Origin of the sequence: Arthrobacter glacialis, from assembly GCF_002909445.1 — a bacterium.
GTDB lineage: Bacteria > Actinomycetota > Actinomycetes > Actinomycetales > Micrococcaceae > Specibacter > Specibacter glacialis.
In genome coordinates this window covers 73,427-96,990 of record NZ_PPXC01000014.1, presented here as the reverse complement: position 1 = coordinate 96,990, position 23,564 = coordinate 73,427, and the positions used below count along the sequence as shown (strand labels likewise).

The window sequence follows — 23,564 nt, the reverse complement described above, 5'->3', positions numbered from 1 at the left end:
CCCTCTGGTGTGATTGCTCGTTCTTCGTCACCCGGAGTAGTCAACTGCGGGTTCCGGGAGAAGGAATGGGTCATTCTTTTGCTAGGCCTTTCCTTCGTCATTAGTGGTAGCCATGAGTTCGGGATCGACCTGGTTCTTCAGTGCGTCCATTGCGCGGCGGGTGGGTGGTTCGTCAATGGCTGAACGGTCGGCATCGCCAAACACGGCACCGAGTCCCTTGGAGTCCTCAGTTGCTTCACCAGCGGGAATGGCCTCGCCATGGCCGCGTGAATTTTCTGCCTCCGCCATGATGCTTTGGCACATGTCAGCGCAGGTGCGAACACCCTCATGCCGCCAACTGACTTTGACGTTCGCGCCGCCGTCGTCCGGAGTTTCGACGGATGTCTCGATTTCATGATCGGCTGCGCCCATCTCGCGCAGCTTTTGTTGATAATAGGACACCAACTCTGCCAGTGAATCCCGGGTCCACTCCCCTAGACGCATGCGCGTGGATATCTCCACCGGTTCACCTGAACGCTCGTTCATCTAAGCTTCCTTGGTTGATCGACAATGGCCGCGTTGGAAATCCGCGGCATCTTTCTGTGCCTTCACATCTATCAGCGGCAGCGTGGGGCTAAATCATTGAGGGCGGAAGATAGGGCGGTACCTGGACCCCGGACTGCGGCCGTGTGTCTCCATCAGCGTGGTCTGTGGCGTCTGCGTGGGCGATGGTCTCGGAGGCCACCAGAATCTTTTCGATGGTGGCTTTTTTCTGCGCCAGGGTTTGCGTCAGCAATTCAACGACCCCTGCGGCACCGAGCGCCTTGGCTTGAATGACGAGGGTTTCATAAACAGCCGACGCGTAATGGTCCACTTCCAACACCCCTGCAAGGATCACGGCGTCCACGAGGGTGCTGTCGGTCTTGGCCATGAAGGCATTGGATTCCTTGGCCAGTCCCTTGCTGGTGGGGGACGGCGTCTGATGGACGTCAACGCCCAGCATGGAATAGCAACGCTGCAAAAATTCTATTTGCTGGCGGGTTTCATGGGTGTGCTCATGCAGCAATTCCCGGAGGTCGCTGCGCATAGCGCCCTTTTCCATGGCTGCGATCATTTCCAGAGCATCGTACTCCATGGTCAGGGCCGCACCCAGCCTGTAGTGGAGGATCTCATCGGGAGTGGTGAAATGTTCAAACATGGTTTTTCCTCCGCATTCGCGTTGGTCAACGTGGCAAAACATTCGGTCGGATGGATAGTGCGTTGGATGCTTCATCCGCCACTTCGACTCTAGCGAGGAGCAATCAAAAAATCCACGACGGAAAGCACCGTCCATGTCGATGGCTGTCATTGCTACTGGAACCGAGTTGCCCATCACCAAAGTTGTGGACGGACAACTGCCAGCTCGCTACCATGGAAATCGTCCACCCATCCCCTCAACAACAGCGGCCATACCCAGTTCTTCCCCCATCTAGCCACCACGAAGATGTATCAACGAGAGGCAAGAAAGATGAATGAGCACCAGCCAACAGAGCCGCAACCCCTGGCTCCTGAACCGTTCCCCGCCACTCCCCATCCCGATTCCCCCACGGAACCCACCGAGCCCATCGATCCGCACCAGCCGGATGATCCAAGCGAACCCATTCCTCCGGTGCCGGCACCAAGCACCCCCAACCATCCTGACCCGTTCTTCCCATCAGCTCCGCAAGTGATCTAAACCTTTCGCGGTGGTTGTCTTTCTACACTCCTTCGGGGGTTTACTCCAGCCGCATGGTGGCCTGCCGCCCCAAGCGTTGGGTGAATGCCTGGATGACAGCACCTGCCGCAGCAGCTGCCAGCGCAAACACCAAGACCCCCGGCAGTGAAATTCGCAAGTCACCAGCGTCCTTGGGCGGTTCACTTCCGGTACGGTTCCTCCAGCTGGCCTCGAGGGCCTTGCGTGCCACGGCACCGGCCGCCAGGCTCGCGCCGATACTCAAAAGTCGAATAAGGATGTTCATGGCATCATCTCCAGATTCTGTTAAGAATTGTCCTTATTGCCCTTCATACTGTTCCCAACCCTGAGGGGTTTCGCAAGGACCAATCAGTGGTCACAGTGAAAACAGCAAGGCGGGCAGCCACGGACCCAATGAACATCTGTCCCAGCCATCAAAGGAGCGCTCCATGATCAACAACGATCCAGCCGACGATGAAATGCCTGACGATGCGGCCACCAATCCGGGCTCGCCGGATCCAACCTTGCGAGGTCAGGAAAGCGACCAACAGGCGCTGGGTGACGACAAAAGCTTGGGCGCCCCGGACCGGAGCTTTTTTCAGGACGAGGATGCCGGCAGCGACGGCGAACCAGGAGCCGGGCCGCTTGGAGGCACTGATGATCAGCACCGCGAGGAGCTTGCACGTGCAGATACGAATGCTTCGGACACTCACACGGACGATGACGCAATGAGTCCCGGTGAATTTTGACCATTCATACCATCCCTTTATCTTTTTTTCAGGATCGCTATGGCAACCTATTCATCTACCGAGAGCTCGTCCAGCAAGCACCCTGCCGATTGGGGCCGGGCCATGGCGGTGGCTTTGACGCGCGTTGTTGCACAGGGCCGAGCTGATGGCCACTACATTGAACACGACAACCTCTACGGCGCTGATCTGCACCTGACAATTGCCGAAGCCGCCCATGGAGTCCAGATCACGCTCTGCTGGAGCCCTGACGAATTAGAGACCACCAAACTAGCAAAACCCCCAGTAGACGATCAGTGAGGTGTACTACTCCGAAAACAGCCCAATCATAGGAAAGTAGATCTCTGATCTTCACGTCATAAATTCGTTGGTGCCAACTGTCATGCAATCTATGTACGTTTGCACCGTACGAGTGTTGAGTCAACCAGCTCGATCCGTCCCGCTCAACTTTCCATCCTTTAAATGGGACTGCCCCGGGTTTCGTTGACTCTCGGGGTTTAGTGTTTCTAGGCGGCCAAGTCGTCGTTGTCGGCGTTTGCGGTGGTAGGTTTTCTCGATCCAGGTCACGATCGCCAGCCGCAGCTCCTGCTGTGTGGTCCATCGTTTGCGGTCCAGGACATTCTTCTGCAGCAGCGCAAAAAATGACTCCATGGCAGCGCTGTCGGCGCACGCGCCCACCCGGCCCATCGATCCGGTCAGCCCTTTGGTCTTCAGGGTCCTAATCCACCACGGTTCCTAGTGAGGACCTGAGCGACACTGCGTTACGCAGAGCGGCAACGGCGAGGGACGACTTCATGCGTGAGTCGATCGAATAGCCTTTCGATCCGGTTCGAATGGACGTCCTTGATCGCGCACAAGTACAGCTTGCCCTCGTCCGTGCGGTGCTCGGTGATGTCAGTGAGCCAGAGCCGGTTGGGTGCCATTGCGGTGAAGTCCCGCTTGACCAGATCGTCATGAACTGGCGGACCGGCCTTGCGCGTCAATCCGCGTTTCTTGGCGAACACAGACCAGATTCTCTGGCTGCTACACAGCCGCTGGATCCGGTTCTCACTCGCGGCCAGGCCCTGCTCCTTCAGCTCGTCTGCAATGAACCTTTAGCCGAACGCCGGGTCGTCCCGATGCACATCTAGCGCGGCGTTGATCAGATGCGCATCAGCCCAATCCCGGTCCGTCACCGGAGTCGCCTTCCAGGTGTAGAACGCCTGTTTGGAGAAGCCGAGCACCCGGCAGGCCACCGCGACGGGAACCCCGTCGCACGTCGTAATCAAGGACCAGCGGGAACCTCATTTTGGGGGCAGCTCACGGGCGAAGAACGCCGCGGCCCGACGCAGGATCTCATTCTCCTGCTCCAGTAGCCGGATGCGTTTCTTCGCATCCCGTAGCTCGGCCGCCTCAGCAGCGCTCACACCCGGGCGGTTGCCGTCCTCGATATCGGCTTTCTTGAGCCAGTTATGCAACGTCGCTTCTCAAGATCCCGAAGTCCCTAGCGATCTGAGCGATAGGTGCTTCATGCTTGCGAGCCACGGCAACTTTCGTCGCGGCGGAACTCGGCGGGGAAAGGCTTAGGCATATCAATATCCTTGCTGCAAGGAACGTATCCTCACAAGTCAGGAGTCAAGCAAAGCCAGGGCAGTCCCAACGAGTCCACTCTCCCCGTCCCCATGCCCTCCTCAAGCGTGTCCGCATCGTCACTGGATTCTGAAATTAGTCCGCACGCCAAGGGAACCACGCTTAAATTCGAATGCAACAATCCCATCGGGGCTGGGCTAACAGCAGCCGATCTTGGTGCAGGGACGGAAAAGCCAGGAGTACCAGAAGTCCTCTACATCAACACCACCTCCACCGGAACAGGCCCAAACCAGTGGGGCGACGGAGTTACCTCCGACGGGCTCCAATTCCAAAAGATGGGCCTCGTCATGAAGGCAGGCACCGCTTTCACGTTAAGCGTCCCCACAGAAAAGCGCGGCAGGACGAAGATCGGCTGGTCAAATTCCGGCTACACGCTCGCCGACGAATTAGTGATTCCCGGTTGTACATCCGCACAAGCCAACGCAAACTGGATTGTCTACCCCGGCGGGTTTTGGCTCAAGGAACCAGGAGGCGTTCCCCTCGAGGCAACAACGGACCAAACAACCCAGACCATCTACAGCCCAATCGGCAAGACCTGCTCCTGATCGCATGTCCGACCGTTCCAGTAGCCCTTCCCCATCTGGGGTTTTGGTGGGCATTTCTACGATCGAGAGGTCCATCTGCATTGGAGCAATTACCCGCCACTGTTTCCATGCATCCGCGCTGGACTATGATCTGGGAAGTCTTCTTCGCCTATGCCTCCGGCCGCATAGAACGACTCCAGGAAGGATCGAGCCTCCTCAACCAGGGCTTCCCTGGACATCCGTGAAGCACTGTCTGGATCGTTTGGCGCAGCCTCGCCACCACTACGCCCAATCGTGAACCCGCAGGTTCCGTCCGCCGACCCATTGAGCCATGAAAAGTCGTAGCTGAGCCTCCCGTCAGGCTGGTACCTCTCGCTGATACGGAACCTGCCGTCACTGACACGCCTCGTCGAGGTCCCACGGCTTAGCGTCCCGGAATCCGACCGGCTTGCGGGACCGCTTGGCGGCGTCTATACGGGACACCCCCAACAGGACGACACCACTGATTCGGTAGCCAAGAGGAATGCTCAACCTACCGAAGGATGAAGAGAGTAGCGTTACGTCGCGGTTACAGATGTTCGGGATCAACTCCCGTTGCCGCCTCCAGTGTCCCGCTTTCGGAGCTTGAGGATTTTTGCGATAACAGTCCCTAGAAGGACAAGACACAGGATGATTCCCCCACCATAAATCACCTTCATAGTCATAGTGGTCGCCTCGGTGAAAAAGGATATGAAGAGTACAGGCAAAATGATGAACAGTGTCGCCTGGAGTCGAAGGGACCGCCTGTTGGACAAATCTTTCGGTTCATTGATCGGTGTACCTCAAATTCATCGGAAGCTTCACTAGTAAGTCCCGCTCACTGTATCGCCATAGCTGATGGCATTGCATGCAGCAATTGCGCATCAGTTGCCGTTCCCCTGCGGGACATGCAGTCACTGACGTTCCTCGTCCATGTCCCACGGCTTGGTGTCCCGGAATTCGACCGGCTTACGGGACGGGCAACAGCGTCGGCGCGTAGAATCCCAAGCATGGCTGAAAACTCTGCACACACCCATCACGCGCTCGACTACATCGAGATTGGAGTGACCGACATCCACGCCGCCAAATCGTTCTACAGCAGCGCCTTCGGATGGACGTTTAACGATTATGGCCCCGCGTATGTCGGAATTCGAGGCAAGGGAGTCGCGGATGAATCGGAGGTCGGCGGTTTTCGTTTGGATGCCGAGGTGAAATTGGGAGGACCGCTCGTTCTGCTCTACTCATCAGATCTAGAGGCGAGCGTAGAAGCGGTCCACAATGCCGGCGGCGAGGTGACCCAGACCCCCTACGATTTCCCGGGCGGGCGACGCTTTCACTTCCAGGACCCCAGCGGAAACGAGCTCGGAGTCTGGTCCTCGAGCTGACTACCCGGCTGCTAGCAGGCGAATCATCACCTATGAGCATTCAGGGCTGGTGGCCACTACTTGGCACTTCAACCCAGCAATGGTTCCCCAAACGGACGTATAGATATGGACATTTTCGTGGCTCGGAAGCTTGCCCGCCGGGTTTGTTCATTGGTCGGCAAGCGGATGTTCGGTCGGGCTAGACTCAGGAAATGAATTTTACCGACGCGTCATTGCGGGAAAGCCAGTTCGTTCGGCTCGAACCGCTTTCAGCGACTCACCATGAGGACCTTGCGGCGGCTGTTGAAACCGATGAACTGTGGAAGACCTGGTACACGCACATCCCCTCTCCCTCGACGATGGAGGGGGAAATTGAACGTCGGCTTAACTTGCACACCGAGGGTCGGATTGTTCCCTGGGCGATCATCGACCCGGTCACTTCACGCGCGGTTGGAATGACCACGTATTTGAATCTCGAACCAGCCAACCGACGTTTGGAAATCGGGTCAACCTGGGTCGGGTCGAAGGCCCAAGGGACGGGGATCAACGCCGCTGCCAAGATGCTGTTACTTCAGCGAGCGTTTGAGGAACTGGGTTGCATTGCCGTGGAGTTCCGCGCTCATTGGCACAACCACCAATCCCGCCGCGCGATCGAGCGGCTCGGTGCCAAACAAGATGGCATTCTGCGCAATCACACGATCTTCGAGAATGGCACCGTTCGCGACACTGTGGTGTTCTCCATAGTTGAAGCCGAACGGCCAACTGTGAAATTCGGGCTGGTCGAAAGACTTGACGCTCTCCAAAGGTAGCCTCATCATGTGGCGCAACGGCCGTGTGATGAGTCCCGTAGAGGGTTCCTCAAACGGAAACTAACGATGGCCACTGGCATTGCCCGACTGCACAACTACGAGCACACGTGGACAAGAGGGATGTCACGTGCTGATATGTAGTTATGCAGCCTTCGGTGCGGGACAAGCGGGTCCGAATCGGTGCAGGGCTGGCCGCGATGGCTCTGGCGGCCCTTTCGGTGTTCATGGTCTTTGGCTCCGGCTACAGCCGTGGGAGCGATATTCCGCTGGGTTTCTTGTACGGTCTCTATGCGTTATACGTGTTTGGTGCGGGCTTTTACCTTGCGGCGGGCCGGGGCAAGGCGAGTGCCATGGTCTTGCTTGCGCACCGGGGACGCCTGATTGGGCTTGGCGTCTTCGCCCTGGTCGGAGTTGCCGCCGTCGTCTTTGGATTTGCGGCTGGGCCCGAGGCACTTGTAACCACCGCGTTGTGGCCCAACATGGTGGCGTTCTGGATCCTGCTGCAGTTCAGAACTATGTCCGGGCGGTTTGGCCGCACAGAACAATGGACGACTGGGTTGCCCCTCGCTGGCGCATTGGAATCCATTAGCGGGGCATTCCGCCAGCCGGGGCTAAGCACGACGATGGTAGGCCAGGACGTTTGGGTCAAGATAGGGCAGGAATGGACGGGCGGGACCTGGCTCCACAAGGATGCAACCCGCTACATAAAATCCGTGATCGGAATCCATTTTCGGCTCGATGAAAGCGATGGCGAAACCCGCATCACCGCCCGTAGTGGCGACCGGACAGTGACAGGCATGTACGACGTGCTGAAACTCTCGGACGAGATGAGCGCGACAGCGGTAGAAATAGCCAGGCAAGTAGCCACCCACCATCTTGACGGACCGGAACCCTAAAGCCCGTCCCGCAGGAGGTTCCGGTGGCGGGACGATCACTTCTCAGACATGACTTTGCGGTTCACTAGTCTGCGTCTGGCCGTTGTTTGCGTTCCCGTACGGCCGCCTTACCCATGGGTATCGTAATCACCAGAAGAATCAGGACCGGAGCCCCCATAGTGACGAATGGACTGATTTGCAGAGGTATCGCTATGAGCCCACCTATGAAAATGGACGCCAAGCCCCCAATCCAGACGACTCGCGTGTACGCTTGGCCACAGGGCAGACGTTGTGTGCCATGGGTCAACTCTAGTGACTGAATCGGAAGATTGAGGGGCAGGACCGCAGAAGAAACTGCCCGCTAGAGGTCCGGTTATGGGACAGCCGTCGGTCGACAGCTGAGACAGTCTGTACGTCCATTTCTGTGTCTTGCCACACTCACTGATCCCTGGAAATGCTGGGTCCGAAGGTGGTCGTCCAGTCGCGGCCAGCGAACGGGCCCGGAGAACGAATTATTAGGGCTCGGCCTTGAACTGGCGCTTCCTGGACCTGAGCCAGAACCAGATAACAACCGCAAGAATCAAGCAAAGCGCCGCAATGGGCTCTAAAAGGGAAACGACAACACCGTTGCCGAAGACTGCAGCCACTATTGCACTAGAACCCAGAACAATTCCTACCAGGGTTAGTCCAAGGCTGACCCACCACCAGTTCCGGCCATCATGTTCGCTCAGCGCCGCCGCGGTGAACGCTGCCGCGGCTTCCGGCTCAAACAACTGTGCCACAGTTCCACCCAGAATGGCCGGCACCATTGCCATGATCGGACCACTGCCGGGGCCTTTGGGCAGGACAGCAACAACGATCACGGCAACGACGATGAAGAGGACAACAGCAAATCTCCACAAGCGCCTCGTCAGAACCAGCTGACCGGCCCGGGTCCTGCCTACCAAAACGGCAATCCCCAGCAGGAACGCTCCCGCTGCCGCGAAACTCACCAGGACCTTAAGCCCCAGCCCCGCAGTCTGACCCCAAATCATGGCCAGAGAAATCAGGCCAAGGACAACGGCCAGCGATCCTAAAGCGATCCGGAGCTTCTTCGCTACTTTTAGGGACGCCATGAGCCAAGTCCACTCCTCCCATCGATCTGGTGTCAACCGAGCACCTCAACCACCCGATTGCTCAAATGTCGAGTGCACGGCTAGGCCCACGGGATCTGCGAACGCCCCACAGTGGGTTCCGCTGCGGGCACTAGTGGGCTGTGCCGGCGATTTCCGCAAATGCCTGCTCAGCGCGGATCCAGCACATGTACCGTTGGACAATGACACGCAACTTTGACCTGCGTCGCGCTCAGCCCGCGGACGCGCCAAGCATGGCGAAAGTTCACGTGGACTCGTGGCGTGAAACCTACCGGGGATTGATGAGCGACGTCGTTCTGGACGATCCAGCGCTGCTCAGCTGGCGCGAGAGGTTCTGGGCCGCGGCCCTGACCGATCCAAAATACAACCAAAACAACATCGCCGTAGCTTCGTATGAAGTCACGATCGTCGGCATCGCTATGTCGGGGCCCTCCCTTGACGACGACGCCGAGCCGCAGATACAGCTACACGTGCTTTACGCATATGCCGCCTTCCATGGTTCGGGTGTAGGCACGGCACTTCTTAATGAAGTCATAGCTGCGACTGCGCCCGCTGCACTGTGGGTCGCAGACCCCAACCCGCGTGCACAAGCCTTCTACCGAAAAAATGGCTTTGTTAGCGATGGAACTTTAAAAACAGGGGATGGAGTGAATGAGGTCCGAATGGTTCGAGCAACCTAAATAGGAAACCTTCTTCGAAAGATTCTTGATCAGGACAACATCACGACCACCAGGGTTCGATGGATCCGTCCCACATAACGTTCGGCTTGCGAAACGACGACGCTTCGTGGGCTCGTTGCCCTCGGCCCTGACTTGGGGGTTCCTACGCGGTGCCGAGACGTACGGGATAGCCTTGTGAGATGGAAGAGATTCTCCTGACTGGCGGCAACGCTTCAGAGGGTGTGATGCGCGCAGGCTCGACGGTCCGTAAACCGTGGACGGCCGCGACCCCGAGTGTGCTCGCTTACATGAAGGCCGTCAATGACGCCGGCGTTGATGTGCCCGCCGTCTATGGGCAGGACCCCCAAGGTCGCCAAGTGACAGAGTTTGTCCCCGGCCGCCTTGCCATGGACTCGGCCCCACTGACACTCTCCGGGCAGCATCGGGTCGGCTCCCTCGTACGCGCTATTCACGACGCCAGCGCCACTTACGAACCCGACTCCGACTCAACCTGGATCACCCATATTCCGACCCCAGGAGCCGAACTGATCTGCCACAACGACCTGGCACCCTGGAATCTCCTCATCGGAGAGCGATGGGTATTCATCGACTGGGACGCGGCATCACCAAGCACACGCCTCTGGGATCTCGCGTACGCCGCGCAAGCATTCACGCTAAACGACGCATCGGCCAACCCACGCACTGCGGCACGAGCGCTGGCGGCCTTCATTGACGGCTATGGTGCCAACGACGAGCTACGGGCCACACTACCCACCGCCATGTGGCAACGTACAACGGCCATGTATGAACTGCTCAAGACTTCCCATGATGCCGGAACCGAACCGTGGGGGACGATGTTCACAACCGGCCATGGAAAACACTGGCACAGCGTGACCCGGTTTGTGAAGAACAACGAGTCACTCTGGCTCGAAGCGATCCGGGCTGTCCGGTAGACGTTCCTCGATAAGACATCAGTGCTGCAGAGCATAGTCCCTAGGGCTTGTAGGTTATCCGTCCAAGTGCTTAGGCTAGTTACCTGCGACAGTAGCTGCCAATAGTTGGGGTGGAAGTTGGCTAGAACAGAGACAACCTCGATGTACAAGCGAACTCTACGAGCAGGAATTATCGTAGGCTCGGCAGGTTTAGTTATCACGCTCTTCTCAAGCGTGTTCTTGCAGAACTTCGGTACCGTCACTTTTAGCGGCACTACCAGCTTCTCGTCCGGGTTGACGCAGATCTATTTGCTCACTCTCTTCGCTTGCTTGGCCTTTTCAGCGGCTCTTGTTTCGGCCGCTCTCGTGATGCGCCACTTGGATGCTGCTGGTGACCGACAGGCCGATCGCCAACCATTGGACGAACGACGCACCTAGAGAGCCAGCCCAGTCACGCTCGTTGAATGACCGCCAGGTGATGTTGGCTCAGAGAATAGCGCATCCAATTCGAGATGCGAGCGGAAACTCTTCCCAGTAGGGGTTCGACTTACGCGACACGAATGCCGCCACTCTCAATCCGAAATCAGAGCGAACCTCGCCGTTCAGCGCGTCCAGCGATTTCGGTAGCGGCCCCAACGAACCCAGGCCATGGCTGCGCCACCTGCGAAAAATAAGTCCGCGAGCAGAAACCAGGTGAACCCTCTGCCGTGTTCAACGAATATGACAACGGTATAGAGAGCCACGAAAGCAGATGCGACTACTGCCCGAATTAGCAATTCAGTCGAGGTCGAATTCTCAAGTATTTTGGCCTGGCGGCGAGGGCTGTCGGTCAGGCCGAGAAAATCGGTAACCCTACGTCTGAAGAAAACGCCTTCGTCCATGCTCACATTCACAGTTTAAGACGTGGGTGGGTGGCTCACTCTGGCCACCGCCACACTATCCCGAGCACACACTCTCCTCAAGGCAAAAAATGTACCGCAGAGGGTTCCTTCAGTGGGTATCGCGATCAGCGTGACTTTCCTTTCACGGAACCTATTTCATGTACATTTCAAAATGCTGGATGTACAATTTGAATATGTCCACTGTCAGCGTCGCAGACGCACGCAACCATTTTTCAGACGTCATCGATCGCTCGAAGACCGAAGCGGTGTTCATCGAGCGCCGCGGTCATCGCGCCGCCGTGGTGGTCAGTCCTGAGCGCTACGAGCAGATGCTTGAAGCTCTGGAAGATGCCGAAGATGACACCGCATTCGATGAGGCGATGGCAGAGGAGGGCCCCAATATCCCTTGGGCTCAAGTGAAAGCAGATCTGGGCTGGGTGTGACCTACCAAGTCGAGTTGCGTCCTGCCGCAGTTCGAGCGTTGAACCGCATTGACCATCAGGATCGCGACCGCATTCGTGGAGCGATCGCGCTCCTCGGTGAGGAGCCACGACCTCCAGGCGCCAAGGCCCTCCAGGGGCGTCCCGGTCTCAGAGTTCGCATAGGGGACTACCGCATCGTCTACACGGTTGACGACAACATCCTAGTTGTAGCAGTGATCACGCTTGGCCATCGCAGCAACGTCTACGAACGCTGACTGCCTGCCGATGAATCAGCTTTTGGTCACCCCGTGTCCCGTAGAACGTTCGGCTTATGGCGCCCCTGATAGGTTGGCAGACCAGTTGCCTGGAAGTATCGCCCGGTGTGGGCCAAGGCGAAGATCTTGACTGCCCCTCCGGCGTTTCGTCCGTTCCAAAAGAAGGATGACCGCCATGGCGGGTCCAACGATCGCCGGCCAATAATCCATGATGGCACCACCCGTCAGCCGCTACCCCTTCAGGATCCTGGAAAGCAGTCGTGGAACTGCTCCAGATGAAGACCTGGAACTTACTGTCTGTTTTGGGCCCGTCGCGGGGCCAAGTACAGTCCGTCAAGTCTCGCGACGGCCAAGAATCCGCCCGCCCACAAAAGCGTTGAGGCAAAAATCAAAGAATTCACTAGGGTGCCAGCGTCGGCAAGAATGGCCAGCACTGTCCAGACCGTGGCACCAATCGCTGCCACACAGAGAACCATTGCCACGACAATCATGGATCGCCGCGTCGGCAATCGAGTTCCTTGATTGACAGGGGGCTGCTGTTCTTCCCGGAAGAGATTCCCCAGGAACAGGCCAGCGAATGCCGGGTAGTACGCAAAACCTGCGCGGGGTTCGAAGAATTGTATGGCCACCGCTATAAAAATGACGGCACCGACGACGGCGTAAAGGAAGCGCGAGGTGCGGCGCACCCATTTCACGGCAAAATAGTCGCCACGGAGAAAAACGATGGCCCTAGCGATCACAGCCCCGACAACAGCATCCCAACGACCACGCCCACGGCCTTATCACCGCCGGACTTCGGCAAGACAAGCAACAAGACCAGTGTAGACAATGACAGCAACGCCATCACGAGGGCAGCGCCAATCCTGAACCGCGCCTCTCGCTTTGGCCTCATGCCCCATGCTCGCCACGAACCATGGCACCTGTCAACAATTATCGGCAATGACCAAGCACGAAATTCAGCCACGTCAATGAATCAGCGGCCTGCAAAGGGTTCCCCTTACGGAACACCCGGCGCCCGGACACGAATCAACCGGACACGCTGCACGTTGAGGCAGTATTTGAGGTTTCGGTCCGACTGTAGTGAGACAACTGCAGCACATTCGAATCTCTACAGTCGGACCATTCCGCTAGCTTCCGCGCTTTTCATGGTCCAACCTAAATGAGACGTGACAGCAATCCCAACTTAGTTGAAGCATTGGCCTAGTACGTCTCACGTTAGCTGACTCAGCTGAACCGTGGCCGGTACAAAGATTCACGCTATAGGACCCTCAATCGCGGCGTCCGACGCTCTCGCTGGGCACCATGCCCCAGCAGGCACCCTGATGTCCAGGGAGCAATCCACTAGCACCTCAGCAACCTCCCAACTGGCTGACTGCTGACTGGTGACTGGTGACTGGAGGATGATCCCGTTGGAGCATGCCCAGCCCATTCGTGCCCACGCTGCGTTCAAGGGCCAACGTAAATTCGCGGGCCTCTGTTGGTGCACCACAAATCAACGCCATATCGGACATAGGGACTGTATCCGTGGAATTCTTAAGGCGCATGCTTCACCGCTGTTTGTGACCACGCCGCCAGAACAGGCGCAGGGTCGATCCTGGCAGGGCGGCCACGACGATTGCGGCCAGTGTGAGCAAGGTGCCGAGCACGGTTTGCAGATAGATGACACTGCCGGCAACCGGCAACAGCCAGTCCATCAAGAGGGCACCGATCAGCTGCCCGGCGATCATGCTCAATCCGGTCAGCAGCACCCCAATACGCCGGATCAGCAGTGCACTGAGCACCAGGTTGATACAGCCCAACACTCCGCCTGCATACAACCACGGATCAGTCGGCAATGTGGGCTGCCCCCCGGTGAAGGCCAATTTGAGAATCCAGATTAGCCCCAGCGCGACAGTTCCGACCGCATAGTTGATCAGAGTCCCCGGTATTGGCGAACGGACCTGTGCGGCAATCCTGCCGTTAACTGCGTGCTGAAAGGTCATCAGCACCCCCGCCAGGACAACCAGCGCCAGTGGGAGCAGCATGGCGGCGGGGTTCGGCGTTCCGGAAATCCGCGGCGACACGGCCCAGAACACCGCGCAAACTGTGAGCAGGACACCAAGCACCCGCAGTGCCGTGATGGCTCGCTTACCGCCGGGGCCTAAACCAATCCGGTCCACAGCGAGCCCGCTGACCGTCTGGCCGGTCACCACGGCCACCGTATAGATCGCAATTCCTATGCTTGCGACGTAGCTGGTCTGCGCAAAGATGAAGTAGGCGCCGATCAAACCGGCCGCATGAAAATACCACGGCACCTTCCGCTTTCGAGTATCCGCAAGGAGTTGGGCGAATGCCGCGCGACCGCTGGGAATGACCAGCGTAGCAACTGCCATGACCAATGCTGCTCCCCCGAAGCTGAACAACCCCGCCAGCAGCGGATCATGCAGTCGCACACCCAACTCACCGTTGATCCGAGCCTGGATCGGCAAGGTCAAGCCAGCAGCCACGGCCAACGGGACGCCCACGGCCAGTACGCGAACCGGAGACTTAAGTTGCGGAACAGCTGTGGTGCCCACGGTCGAGGCCATATCAGCAGACCACCGGGAGGACCATGACAAGCCCCTGCGCTACCGGCCGAGACGAGTTTTTCGCTTGCCTAACTCGATGAACGTCGCATCCGAGGTGGTGGCTGGTGTGCAGCAGAATCAAGGTGTTCTCCAAGAGGCAGGTCGAAGTGACTAAGAAATTGTCCGCATCCTCCGAGGCCGTCAGTGCCGGACAACAGTGCCGCAACGATCAGATCCTTGCAGGTTACTTGTGATACAAAATTTATGACAACCGGTTGCCCGTATAGATCTCACGCAACCACAATTGAGGATTCACTAGTCGGTAAAGTCCATAAATACTGAACCCAGTCAACAATAACTGGCGAAAACACAACCGCAACCGCTTGCCATTGCAGCTTTCAACTATAGCCCCTGCCACGTAGTTGAAGGGTCAGCCCCTGTCGATGACGAGGTCTTGAGGCTGACAACCCATCAACGTGCCCGGTCAACGTTCCTTCTGTGGGCGGTTGAACTGACAGCATCCGATGCCACTGAACGAGAATGATACTGAGTATCGGGTTAGGCTCACTTTATGAAGGCCCGATTCATTGTCATGCTTGCCGTCGGTGCTCTAGCCTCAGCGCAAGCTATTCCCGCCCTGGCAGGACTGATACCTGGCGTCAATCGGGCATGTCCAGCAATCGGATACTCATATGTAGGTGATGTGGAGCTGGCCTTTCCGGTGACCGTATCTCCCGTACCCTGCCCATTGAAACGGAATCAAACGGGGAGCAACCCTACGGACCCCAATGCGGAGGACCATCCAAGTTCATGCCTGTGCACGTGCTCCTTGACTGAAGGCGCCAACCTCGCTCAGATCTTCAACAAGGTGCCAACCGTCGCGAAATGTAGGACACCTGCCACAGCAGAAATCAACGGAGCGTCCCGGCACAGGGAGCTCATTCCTTGTGCCATTGCCATACTGGAACGTCACGAAATGAGTGGCCGAACGTCCAGACGTGCCCCTTCCGAGTCCGTGGCCGGGAGTCGCCTCTCCCCCGTTGCCGTGGCGCATCTCGGCGTGGCTTATATAGCCGCCCGGGTCGTTGGGGCACCCCTCACCCAGCCCTGTTCCGGGCGTGACGGCATTCTCCGCGCAAGGTCCGCCCTGGGCGCGGGCCCCTGCCTCTGGTCCTCTGTTTGCTGGCGCTTTTTGATTGTGGTGAAAGTTCTTACCGGTCAAGGTGAAGGCTTCCAAAATCATGGACTACTCCGTCGCACTCCCACAGCAGCTCGTACGCACCCGGGACACGACATCAAACATGGTGGCCATCAGCGCTTCCCGTGAGCGGCCTTGCGCCAGCCATCAATCGCGTCCCAGGTTGCGATGGCAACAATGGAGAAGCCGGTGATCAATGCAAGGGTCCGCTGTGCGTCTGCGTCCACGCCGTTGCCCAAGGCGTAGGCGATTACTTCCGGGTTGATTAGTTCTCCCCTGGCCAACAAGGACACCGCCAGACTGACGAAAAGCACCGCCAGCACGGTGTTGACGATGGCCAGTCCCGTTGTCCAGCGTCCCGTGAAATAGACCGAGACGGCAAGGGCTGCCTCGGCGGCGATCAGTAGGAACAGCCCGCTGATCGACCATGGCCACAGATCCGGATTCATGATCGGCAGCGGTTCGCCATTCGGGCGGAGGAAACCCTGGAACCGATCCCAGAGCAGCGCACCTGCCAATACAGCGAGGAATAGCAGCGAAGCCACCACTTCACCCCGCCCCATGCCTGCCGATTTCGGCTCCGGCAGCTGGTCAACGTCCCACCGGACTCCCGTATCAGCGCCGGTGCGCTCTAGGACGGCGAAGACCACGGTCACCCAGAAGGCCACGTGCACCACCGTGGAGATGCCCACCCCCACTGCTTGGCCGATGATCTCGCCCATGGGCGCTTGAGCCAATGACTGGGCAATGACCACACCGATGACGGCTGTGGCCGGAATTATGGCAAGCAAGAGTTTTAGCAACCGCCACCATGTGAGGTAGTACCGGGGTCCAATCAAGTGCAGGGCGCGATCGGCAAATCCGGCGGCGAGGGCACCAGGATCGCCCAGTTCGGTCAACACGGCGCGTTCAGCATCCGCGCGCCCCTCCCCCTCTTCAATGCGGGCCTCAATGGCATCCGCAATGGAGGCCTCGAGTTCAGCTCGAACATCCATTTCCGATTCCGGCGGCAGGCTCTTAATCGTGGCAGCTATATAGCGTTCAGTGAGCGTGGCAGTCATCTCAAATCTCCTCTGTGGTCAAGGCGGCTATCACTGAGGTGAGCGCGAGCCATTCGTTGGTGAGAGTGTCGGCGAGCCGCATGCCATCAGACGAAGTGTGGTAAAACTTCCGCGGCCTTGCCTCCTCTGTGTTCCATTCGCTGGTGAGAAACCCTTGCTTCTCCAGCCGGCGCAGCAGCGGATAGAGGGTGTTGGCGTCGACAGCAAAGCCGCGTACGGCAAGCTCCTCGAGCAGTTTGTAGCCGTATTCGGCCGTGCGCAACAGCTGCAGGCATGCGAGCACCACTGTTCCGCGGCGCAACTCCTGCAGATGTGTGTCGAGAGCGCCGCTATCGTTCATGCTGAATACATTACTGTGTGAGACACACTATTGTCTACGGTACGCATTGAATGGCACCCTGAGCTGTGAAGAGGTGGGCTAATTCCGTCTGCTCACAGGCTTTTGCTCGGAACTGGCACAGGATCACCACATCCCGCTCGCAAGCAAGGCTCCCTGGCCTTGGTATCAACCACATCCCGGATGACTGCCGCCAGTTACACGGGGCGGCTATTCTTTCCATCCAGCCATAGCTCGGTGGATTCATCCCGGTGGGTTCCGTCTGAACCGACGTGTCCATTTTCCTACTGGTCAGCTGGCTGACTCAATCACCCGACGGCGCTGTAGCCAGACGGGTCCTGGCGGTGGACAGCACTTTCAAGGCGCAGCTATGTGCGCTCACGGTAGGCGTGCAGGACTTGATCCGGCAATGAGCGTGTGGCACGAGCGGCCTGTTCCGCAGCCGCCGCGCGTTGCTTGTGAAGCTGGCGTTCGTTGATGGCCACGGATGACACAGGCCATGCAAGGATGACGAACTTCGCCCCCAACGGCAGGTCAACAAAGTACACATAAGCTACGGCAGCAACCAGGATGACCACCAATACATGTCGAAATGCTTGCATGTGAAGAAGCTATCAGAGCGGCTCAGGAGCGCGGCGCATCATAGTCGCCGGCCCCGTGTGCCACTGCCAACCACCAGCACCCAACTCGTGGTGCCCGGGTTGACCAGGGACCTGCCGTATACGGAAATCCCTTGTCTGGGCAGTCAGTGGGTGAGCTATGGCTCCAAGGGTCCGTGGTCCGCCGCCACCCGGGCCGGGCAGCTGTCCAACCTTGGATACGCTGAGGCGTCCTTTGCCGTGGCGGCCATGGCGCGCAACAGCTTCCGCCCTTCCATGGTGTGGAACGACGTCGAACCCCGCCCAGACAGCCACGGACCATTCCGGCTCTTCACAGAAGCGTCAGAGCAATGTTGCGACCTGGCGCAACCATCGCCGCTGACCGGGGGTCTCGACGGCGTGCGGGTGATAGTGCTCCCGAACCCAGTCCATCGCGTCGGTACCGGCAATTCCGGCCATCATGGCCAGCAGTGCAAGAGCCGTGCCGGTTCTCCCGACACCGCCACGGCAGACAATCTCAACCCTCTCCCCCGTAGACCGCTCGAACGCCTCCTGCAACGTACCAACAGCATCCGCGCTCGACGCCGGCACGCCGAAGTCCCGCCACTTCACCCAGTGGTAATCCCCCAATGGGTGGCTGGGGGCGCGGCCCAGCAAGTAGACAGTGAAGTCTGAATGTTCGGTTGTTCGGCGGGACTCGCGCAGACTTGCTCCGCGTATGCGCCGGCCATCAGGGAATTCCACCACTGACGCTTGATCACTCCACGTGTTCATGGCACCACGGTACGTCAAAGAGGGATAAATGAGTAAGGCCCGCGGCAGACGTGCGCCGCGGGCCTTACCGTCCGACTATTGGGGCTAGCTCTGGCCGGGGCCCAACGGCAGCGGCTCAATCGGCTGGTCATTTGCCGTGAGATCAATCCCGAAGTCCTTGGCAAAGACAACTCGGGTGTCCTTGTAGATGCCGGGGTGGTTCTCATCCAACTCAAACACGCGCGCGCCACGCAGGCGGTTCCGCTCGGCACCGGGCAGCCCATAGGCCCCGAATCCTGTGCCGGGTGCGTAGCCGAGCTGCACGCCGTAGTAGTTGCCCACATAGGTGTTGACGTGGTCGTGACCCACAAAGTAGCCCTTCACATCCCCGCGCTCCAGGAACGCGTTGAACAATCCGGAGTTGATGGGGCCGGGGCACTCATCCTCGTTGCGCTCCCCGACGATGCTGTGACGGGTGAGCGCCCGGGCATGGTCTGAGTCGTTGCGGGAGTCAATGCTGGCAAACCACATGTTGCGGTGTTCGTGGAGAGCAATGTGGCCCCACATCAACGAGGGCACCTTCTGGCCGTACTTGCGCTCCGTGGCAATGGACATCTCGCGGTACCAGTTGACCTGGTCCATGCGCACCCAGTCCCACGTGGGGTAGCCCTCAAAGCTCTGTCCATCGATGGCGCCGGGAGCGTACCGGCCAGTGTCGATGAGCCACAGGCCGAAGGCCGGCGCCTTGGAGCTGGCGGACTTGATGAGCAGCTGCGTGTTGGAGGTTCCCGTGAGGCCCGGGGTGGAGTCGGCGTTGACGTTGAACGCGTAGCTCTGCAGGAAGGCCAGCATCTTAGCTTCCGTCATCCCCGTGCGTGCCAGGGAGTCTTCGTCATGGTTGCCGAAGGTCACAGCCCACGTAATCTTGCGATTCTCCATGGGCAGCACCACATGGTTCAGGGCTTGCTTAACCTCCAGCTCGGTGTCGCATCCCCCGGTGATCACGTCACCATTGATGACAACAAAATCGGGCTTCTCCGCATCAAGGGTCCGCTCCATGAGCTCTATGGTGCGGCGGTCGGTGCGTTCGTCGTCCTGGGTGTCATTGAACTGGACAATCTTGAACGTACCGTTGGGCCGGAACGCGAGGCTCGGCTTGGGTGGCTTGGCCCCCGGCGCTGCCTTGCTCTCGGCTCCCGCCGCCACGGTGATTCCCAGGGCGCCCAGTGTTCCCGCGGCAGCCAAGGCCGCCCTCCGGCTGAGTTTTGCCTGGTTGATGCTTGCCGTCATTGCTGCCTCTCAAAGGGTGATGCAGCGCCTGTTTGGGCCGCAGTTGCACCACGACAGTAGAGAACCCAGCTGGCTGGGGCGGCAACATGAGGGGTCCGGGGTGGAAACTGTGAGTGAACGGCCGGTACGACGGCGGGCCCGCACCTTTACTCTCAAAGGTGCGGGCCCGCCGTCGTACTTCAAAAAGGAAGACTAGCCCATCAGGGCTGAGCCGACAAAGGGATCCACGGCCAAGGACAGGAAGACCAGTGTCAGGTAGGTGATGGAGGCGTGGAAGACCTTCATGGCGTTCTTCTTGGTCACCAGGTTCTTCTTGGAGTTGCTGTACAACTTGTGCGCTTCAAGCAGGAACCAGATGCCGGCAACCGCCGTGGTCACGGTGTAGACAATGCCGGCGCCGCCCAGCGGGATCATGAGCAGTGAACAAGCCACCATGGCCCAGGTGTAGAGCACCACCTGAACGGCAACCGTGCGCGACCCGGCAACCGCGCCGAGCATGGGAACGTTGACTGCGTTGTAGTCGTCGCTGTAGCGCATGGACAACGGCCAGTAGTGCGGGGGCGTCCACAAGAAGATGATCATGAACAAGATCACGGCGGGCCACTGCACAGTATTTGTTACAGCCGCCCAGGCAATCAGTACCGGCATGCACCCTGCTGCCCCGCCCCACACGATGTTCTGGGATGTGCGGCGCTTGAGGATCAGTGAGTAGACAACCACGTACAAGAAGATGGCGCCAATGCCCAGGATGCCTGTCAGCGGGTTGATGCTCCACAGCAGGACCACAGCCAGAACTGTCAGGATCCAGGAGAACACTAGTGCTTCACGGGGAGTAATCACGCCGGTCACCAAGGGGCGCTTGGAGGTGCGGTTCATGATCTTGTCAATGTCGCGGTCAATGTAACAATTGAAGGCGCCGGACGCGCCTGCTGCCAACGCCCCGCCAACCATGGTGGCCACCATGAGCCAAAGGCTGGGTACGCCGCTCTTGCCGCTGAAGCCGTGCGCATAAAACATGGTGGGCAAGGTGGTCACCAGCAGGAGTTCCACAACCCGGGGCTTGGTCAGAGCTAAATATCCCTTGGCCTTTTCAGCAAAACCCACTGCAACCTTGGCTGGGGTTTCGGTGGTGGGGGTATGCATTGCACTCACGTGTACTGTCACCATGTTTTCATTGTTGATTCGGCGCTGTGGCTTCACCGTCCGACGCAACAAGTGCACGGAAGGCAAAGCTATCCCTATAATAGCCGTCCGAACCCTCAGAGAGCGAAAATCCGTAAAGTCAAGTGTGCGCTTCCGAGTTCTCAACATGTGAAAACCAATCACGGATGTGGGCGGGAGTCGTGTAACTTTAGAATCGCCTGACTGCGTGTGATCAAGCCACTCACGGCACCCGTGAGACTAAGCTTGATATAGCTGAAAGAAATACCCCAGGGCAGGGCCCTGAATCAGCAGCCAAAGATTGTCTAAAATTCCTAGGCGCGCACGCTTGCCCTGCAGCTGCACTATTTTGCCCATAACGAGAGGGACCTGTCAGTGTCACATCTGGATTTGCCAACATTCACCTGGACCGCCAACGATCAGCGCGCAGTGGACACTGCCCGAATTCTGGCCGCTGACGCAGTAGAGAAGGTGGGTAACGGCCACCCGGGTACAGCCATGTCGCTGGCGCCTGCCGCTTACTTGTTGTTCCAGAAGGTCATGCGCATTGATCCCAAGAATCCTGACTGGATTGGTCGCGACCGTTTCATTCTTTCCCCGGGCCACACCTCCCTGACGCTGTATGTACAGCTTTTCCTGTCCGGTTACGGCCTGGAACTTTCTGACCTCGAAGCCCTGCGCACCTGGGGTTCCCTGACTCCGGGCCACCCCGAGTACAAGCACACCGCCGGTGTGGAGATCACCACCGGCCCGCTTGGCCAGGGCCTGGCCTCGGCGGTTGGCTTCGCCTACTCCCAGCGCCGCATGCGCGGTCTCATGGACCCCGACGCCGCTCCCGGTACCAGCCCGTTCGATCACACCGTCTGGGTTATTGCCTCCGACGGCGACATGCAAGAAGGCGTCACCAGCGAGGCCTCCAGCCTTGCCGGCCACCAGGAGCTTGGCAACATGGTTGTCATCTACGACTCCAACCACATCTCCATTGAAGATGACACCAACATTGCCTACTCCGAAGACGTGCTCAAGCGCTACGAAGCGTACGGCTGGCATGTGCAGCGCGTCGATTGGACCAAGACCGGCGACTACGTTGAAGACGTTGCCGAACTGCACGCAGCCCTGGCCGCGGCAAAGGCTGAGACCACCAAGCCTTCACTGATCTCCCTGCGTACCATCATTGGCTTCCCGTCCCCGAAGAAGCAGAACACCGGCGGAATCCACGGTTCAGCCCTGGGTGGCGCAGAGGTTGCGGCCCTGAAGGAAGTTCTGGGCTTTGACCCGGAAAAGAACTTCGAGGTTGATCCGGCCATCCTGGACCACGCCCGCGAGCTGGTTGCCCGTGGCGCCGACGCCCGTGAAGAGTGGAACGTTGGCTTCTCGGCATGGCAGAACGCGAACCCGGAATCGGCAGCACTTCTGGAGCGCATTGAGAAGAAGGAACTCCCGGCCAACTGGGAGGAAAACCTGCCCGTCTTTGAAGGCGGCAAGGAAGTCTCCACCCGCGTTGCCTCCGGCAAGGTCCTGAACGCCATTGGTGGTGTACTGCCCGAGCTTTGGGGCGGTTCCTGCGACCTGGCCGGTTCCAACAACACCACCATTGAAGGCTCCGGATCCTTCGTGCCTGCCTCCAAGCAGACAGACACCTGGTCAGGTGGCCCCTACGGCCGTGTCCTTCACTTTGGTATCCGTGAGCACGCCGCCGCCTCGATTGTGAACGGCATTCACTTGGGTGGCCCCACCCGTGCGTTCTCCGGCACGTTCCTGATCTTCAGCGACTACCAGCGCCCGGCCATCCGCCTCTCCGCGTTGATGGGTGTCCCCTCCATCTACGTGTGGACCCACGACTCCATCGGTTTGGGCGAAGACGGTCCCACCCACCAGCCCGTGGAGCAGCTCTCGAGCCTGCGAGCCATTCCGGGCCTGGACGTTGTGCGCCCCGGTGATTCCAACGAGGTTTCGGCCTCCTGGAAGAAGATCCTGGAAACCACCAGCAACCCGGCCGGTATTGTGCTGACACGTCAGAACATTCCCACGTACTCCCGCGGCGCCGGTGCTGCCACGGCAACCGAGTTCGGTTCCGCCGAGGGTGTTGCCCAGGGCGGTTACGTTTTGGCTGAGTCCGTGTCCGACGGCGCAGTAGTCACCCCCGCTGTCATCCTGATCGCCACCGGCTCCGAGGTGCAGCTGGCTGTTGAGGCCCGCGAGGCATTGCAGGCCGAAGGCATCGCCACCCGCGTTGTCTCCATGCCGTGTGTTGAGTGGTTCAACGCCCAGCCTGCAGAGTACCGCGAGCAGGTTCTGCCCTCCGCCGTCAAGGCTCGCGTCTCCGTCGAAGCCGGTTTGGCTTTGGGCTGGCGCGAGTTTGTTGGCGACGCCGGCCGTTCCATCTCACTGGAGCACTTCGGCGCTTCGGCTGATTACAAGATCCTGTTCAAGGAATTCGGCATCACCACCGAGGCCGTCACAGCAGCAGCCAAGGACTCATTGGCTGCTGCCAACTCCTAAGCAACACTCTTCTAAGCAGTACCGGCCGGCAGGAGCCACGGGATGGTTCCTGCCAGCCGCTTAGTCTTCACACCGGTTTCCTCGCCTCGCACGCCGCGGCGTGCGAGGCGAGGAAACCGGAACAATACTCCTGCGCAGTGCTTTGAGGCAGGGCCTTCAT

The 23,564-nt window shown here is 58.9% G+C and carries 25 protein-coding genes and 1 pseudogene; 12 read left to right on the top strand and 14 right to left on the bottom strand.

Annotated elements, in window-relative coordinates; translation table 11 throughout:
* Positions 1 to 81 precede the first annotated feature (81 nt).
* Both CVS27_RS21325 and CVS27_RS16140 read right to left on the bottom strand, forming a co-directional pair.
* Positions 82 to 525, bottom strand: a complete 444-nt coding sequence (locus CVS27_RS21325) for a hypothetical protein (protein WP_243400230.1) — start codon at positions 523 to 525, stop codon at positions 82 to 84.
* Positions 526 to 613: 88 nt separating this feature from the next.
* A complete protein-coding gene (locus CVS27_RS16140; RefSeq protein WP_165788188.1) occupies positions 614 to 1,177 on the bottom strand; it encodes a YciE/YciF ferroxidase family protein in 564 nt (187 codons plus the stop codon).
* Between the two features lie 309 nt (positions 1,178 to 1,486).
* Between CVS27_RS16140 and CVS27_RS16135 the strand changes: the two genes are divergently transcribed.
* Positions 1,487 to 1,693 (top strand): hypothetical protein, encoded by a 207-nt coding sequence (locus CVS27_RS16135; RefSeq protein ID WP_103466868.1) that lies wholly within the window; start codon positions 1,487 to 1,489, stop codon positions 1,691 to 1,693.
* 40 nt (positions 1,694 to 1,733) lie between these two features.
* Here the strand turns inward: CVS27_RS16135 and CVS27_RS16130 are convergent, their stop codons facing one another.
* Complete coding sequence (locus CVS27_RS16130; protein WP_103466867.1) at positions 1,734 to 1,976, bottom strand: DUF4235 domain-containing protein; 243 nt, start codon at positions 1,974 to 1,976, stop codon at positions 1,734 to 1,736.
* 163 nt (positions 1,977 to 2,139) lie between these two features.
* Between CVS27_RS16130 and CVS27_RS16125 the strand changes: the two genes are divergently transcribed.
* Positions 2,140 to 2,439: a hypothetical protein gene (locus CVS27_RS16125; protein WP_103466866.1), complete on the top strand. Its 300-nt coding sequence runs from the start codon at positions 2,140 to 2,142 to the stop codon at positions 2,437 to 2,439.
* Between the two features lie 39 nt (positions 2,440 to 2,478).
* Entirely contained in the window at positions 2,479 to 2,736 is a 258-nt protein-coding gene (locus tag CVS27_RS16120; RefSeq protein WP_103466865.1) for a hypothetical protein, read from the top strand.
* 120 nt (positions 2,737 to 2,856) lie between these two features.
* Here the strand turns inward: CVS27_RS16120 and CVS27_RS16115 are convergent.
* A pseudogene (locus tag CVS27_RS16115) lies at positions 2,857 to 4,006 on the bottom strand (IS3 family transposase).
* Between the two features lie 91 nt (positions 4,007 to 4,097).
* On the opposite strand from CVS27_RS16115, the gene CVS27_RS16110 reads away from it, so the two are divergent.
* From CVS27_RS16110 to CVS27_RS16085, 4 genes are all read left to right on the top strand, one after another.
* On the top strand, positions 4,098 to 4,610 hold the full coding sequence (locus tag CVS27_RS16110) for a hypothetical protein (protein ID WP_103466864.1): 513 nt from the start codon (positions 4,098 to 4,100) through the stop codon (positions 4,608 to 4,610).
* A gap of 1,007 nt (positions 4,611 to 5,617) precedes the next feature.
* A complete protein-coding gene (locus CVS27_RS16095) occupies positions 5,618 to 5,992 on the top strand; it encodes a VOC family protein (protein WP_103466861.1) in 375 nt (124 codons plus the stop codon).
* 191 nt (positions 5,993 to 6,183) lie between these two features.
* On the top strand, positions 6,184 to 6,780 hold the full coding sequence (locus CVS27_RS16090) for a GNAT family N-acetyltransferase (protein WP_103466860.1): 597 nt from the start codon (positions 6,184 to 6,186) through the stop codon (positions 6,778 to 6,780).
* Between the two features lie 143 nt (positions 6,781 to 6,923).
* On the top strand, positions 6,924 to 7,676 hold the full coding sequence (locus CVS27_RS16085) for a hypothetical protein (RefSeq protein ID WP_103466859.1): 753 nt from the start codon (positions 6,924 to 6,926) through the stop codon (positions 7,674 to 7,676).
* Between the two features lie 494 nt (positions 7,677 to 8,170).
* Here CVS27_RS16085 and CVS27_RS16080 read toward each other — a convergent pair whose 3' ends face one another.
* The gene (locus tag CVS27_RS16080) at positions 8,171 to 8,770 is read right to left on the bottom strand and encodes a hypothetical protein (RefSeq protein WP_103466858.1); all 600 of its coding nucleotides are present in this window, start codon (positions 8,768 to 8,770) and stop codon (positions 8,171 to 8,173) included.
* A 200-nt stretch (positions 8,771 to 8,970) separates the two neighbouring features.
* Here CVS27_RS16080 and CVS27_RS16075 point away from each other — a divergent pair, with 200 nt between their 5' ends.
* Both CVS27_RS16075 and CVS27_RS16070 read left to right on the top strand, forming a co-directional pair.
* Positions 8,971 to 9,468, top strand: coding sequence for a GNAT family N-acetyltransferase (locus CVS27_RS16075; protein WP_207767548.1), 498 nt, complete (start codon positions 8,971 to 8,973; stop codon positions 9,466 to 9,468).
* Between the two features lie 179 nt (positions 9,469 to 9,647).
* The gene (locus tag CVS27_RS16070; RefSeq protein ID WP_103466857.1) at positions 9,648 to 10,400 is read left to right on the top strand and encodes a phosphotransferase; all 753 of its coding nucleotides are present in this window, start codon (positions 9,648 to 9,650) and stop codon (positions 10,398 to 10,400) included.
* Positions 10,401 to 10,981: 581 nt separating this feature from the next.
* Here the strand turns inward: CVS27_RS16070 and CVS27_RS16060 are convergent.
* Positions 10,982 to 11,266 carry a hypothetical protein gene (locus CVS27_RS16060; protein ID WP_133162959.1) on the bottom strand — a complete coding sequence of 95 codons (285 nt, stop codon included), beginning with the start codon at positions 11,264 to 11,266 and terminating at the stop codon, positions 10,982 to 10,984.
* A 188-nt stretch (positions 11,267 to 11,454) separates the two neighbouring features.
* Between CVS27_RS16060 and CVS27_RS16055 the strand changes: the two genes are divergently transcribed.
* Positions 11,455 to 11,703, top strand: a complete 249-nt coding sequence (locus CVS27_RS16055; protein ID WP_103466899.1) for a type II toxin-antitoxin system Phd/YefM family antitoxin — start codon at positions 11,455 to 11,457, stop codon at positions 11,701 to 11,703.
* Positions 11,700 to 11,957: a type II toxin-antitoxin system RelE family toxin gene (locus CVS27_RS16050; protein ID WP_103466854.1), complete on the top strand. Its 258-nt coding sequence runs from the start codon at positions 11,700 to 11,702 to the stop codon at positions 11,955 to 11,957. Before CVS27_RS16055 ends, CVS27_RS16050 begins: the two co-directional genes overlap by 4 nt.
* Positions 11,958 to 12,247: 290 nt before the next feature.
* On the opposite strand, the gene CVS27_RS16045 is transcribed toward CVS27_RS16050, so the two are convergent.
* The 8 genes from CVS27_RS16045 to CVS27_RS16000 all read right to left on the bottom strand — a co-directional run bounded on the left by CVS27_RS16045 (position 12,248) and on the right by CVS27_RS16000 (position 20,905).
* A complete protein-coding gene (locus tag CVS27_RS16045; protein ID WP_103466853.1) occupies positions 12,248 to 12,697 on the bottom strand; it encodes a hypothetical protein in 450 nt (149 codons plus the stop codon).
* A gap of 807 nt (positions 12,698 to 13,504) precedes the next feature.
* Positions 13,505 to 14,524, bottom strand: coding sequence for a DMT family transporter (locus CVS27_RS16040; RefSeq protein WP_103466852.1), 1,020 nt, complete (start codon positions 14,522 to 14,524; stop codon positions 13,505 to 13,507).
* 1,290 nt (positions 14,525 to 15,814) lie between these two features.
* Positions 15,815 to 16,762, bottom strand: coding sequence for a permease prefix domain 1-containing protein (locus CVS27_RS16035; protein WP_103466851.1), 948 nt, complete (start codon positions 16,760 to 16,762; stop codon positions 15,815 to 15,817).
* Position 16,763: 1 nt separating this feature from the next.
* The gene (locus CVS27_RS16030; RefSeq protein ID WP_103466850.1) at positions 16,764 to 17,102 is read right to left on the bottom strand and encodes a PadR family transcriptional regulator; all 339 of its coding nucleotides are present in this window, start codon (positions 17,100 to 17,102) and stop codon (positions 16,764 to 16,766) included.
* Between the two features lie 365 nt (positions 17,103 to 17,467).
* Positions 17,468 to 17,701 (bottom strand): hypothetical protein, encoded by a 234-nt coding sequence (locus CVS27_RS16020; RefSeq protein ID WP_133159177.1) that lies wholly within the window; start codon positions 17,699 to 17,701, stop codon positions 17,468 to 17,470.
* A 339-nt stretch (positions 17,702 to 18,040) separates the two neighbouring features.
* Positions 18,041 to 18,472 carry a protein-tyrosine phosphatase family protein gene (locus CVS27_RS16010; RefSeq protein ID WP_103466848.1) on the bottom strand — a complete coding sequence of 144 codons (432 nt, stop codon included), beginning with the start codon at positions 18,470 to 18,472 and terminating at the stop codon, positions 18,041 to 18,043.
* An 84-nt stretch (positions 18,473 to 18,556) separates the two neighbouring features.
* Complete coding sequence (locus CVS27_RS16005; protein WP_103466847.1) at positions 18,557 to 19,741, bottom strand: metallophosphoesterase family protein; 1,185 nt, start codon at positions 19,739 to 19,741, stop codon at positions 18,557 to 18,559.
* 192 nt (positions 19,742 to 19,933) lie between these two features.
* Positions 19,934 to 20,905 (bottom strand): heme o synthase, encoded by a 972-nt coding sequence (locus CVS27_RS16000; protein ID WP_370739523.1) that lies wholly within the window; start codon positions 20,903 to 20,905, stop codon positions 19,934 to 19,936.
* Positions 20,906 to 21,277: 372 nt separating this feature from the next.
* On the opposite strand from CVS27_RS16000, the gene tkt reads away from it, so the two are divergent.
* Positions 21,278 to 23,404 (top strand): transketolase, encoded by a 2,127-nt coding sequence (gene tkt, locus CVS27_RS15995; RefSeq protein WP_243399942.1) that lies wholly within the window; start codon positions 21,278 to 21,280, stop codon positions 23,402 to 23,404.
* Positions 23,405 to 23,564 lie beyond the last annotated feature (160 nt).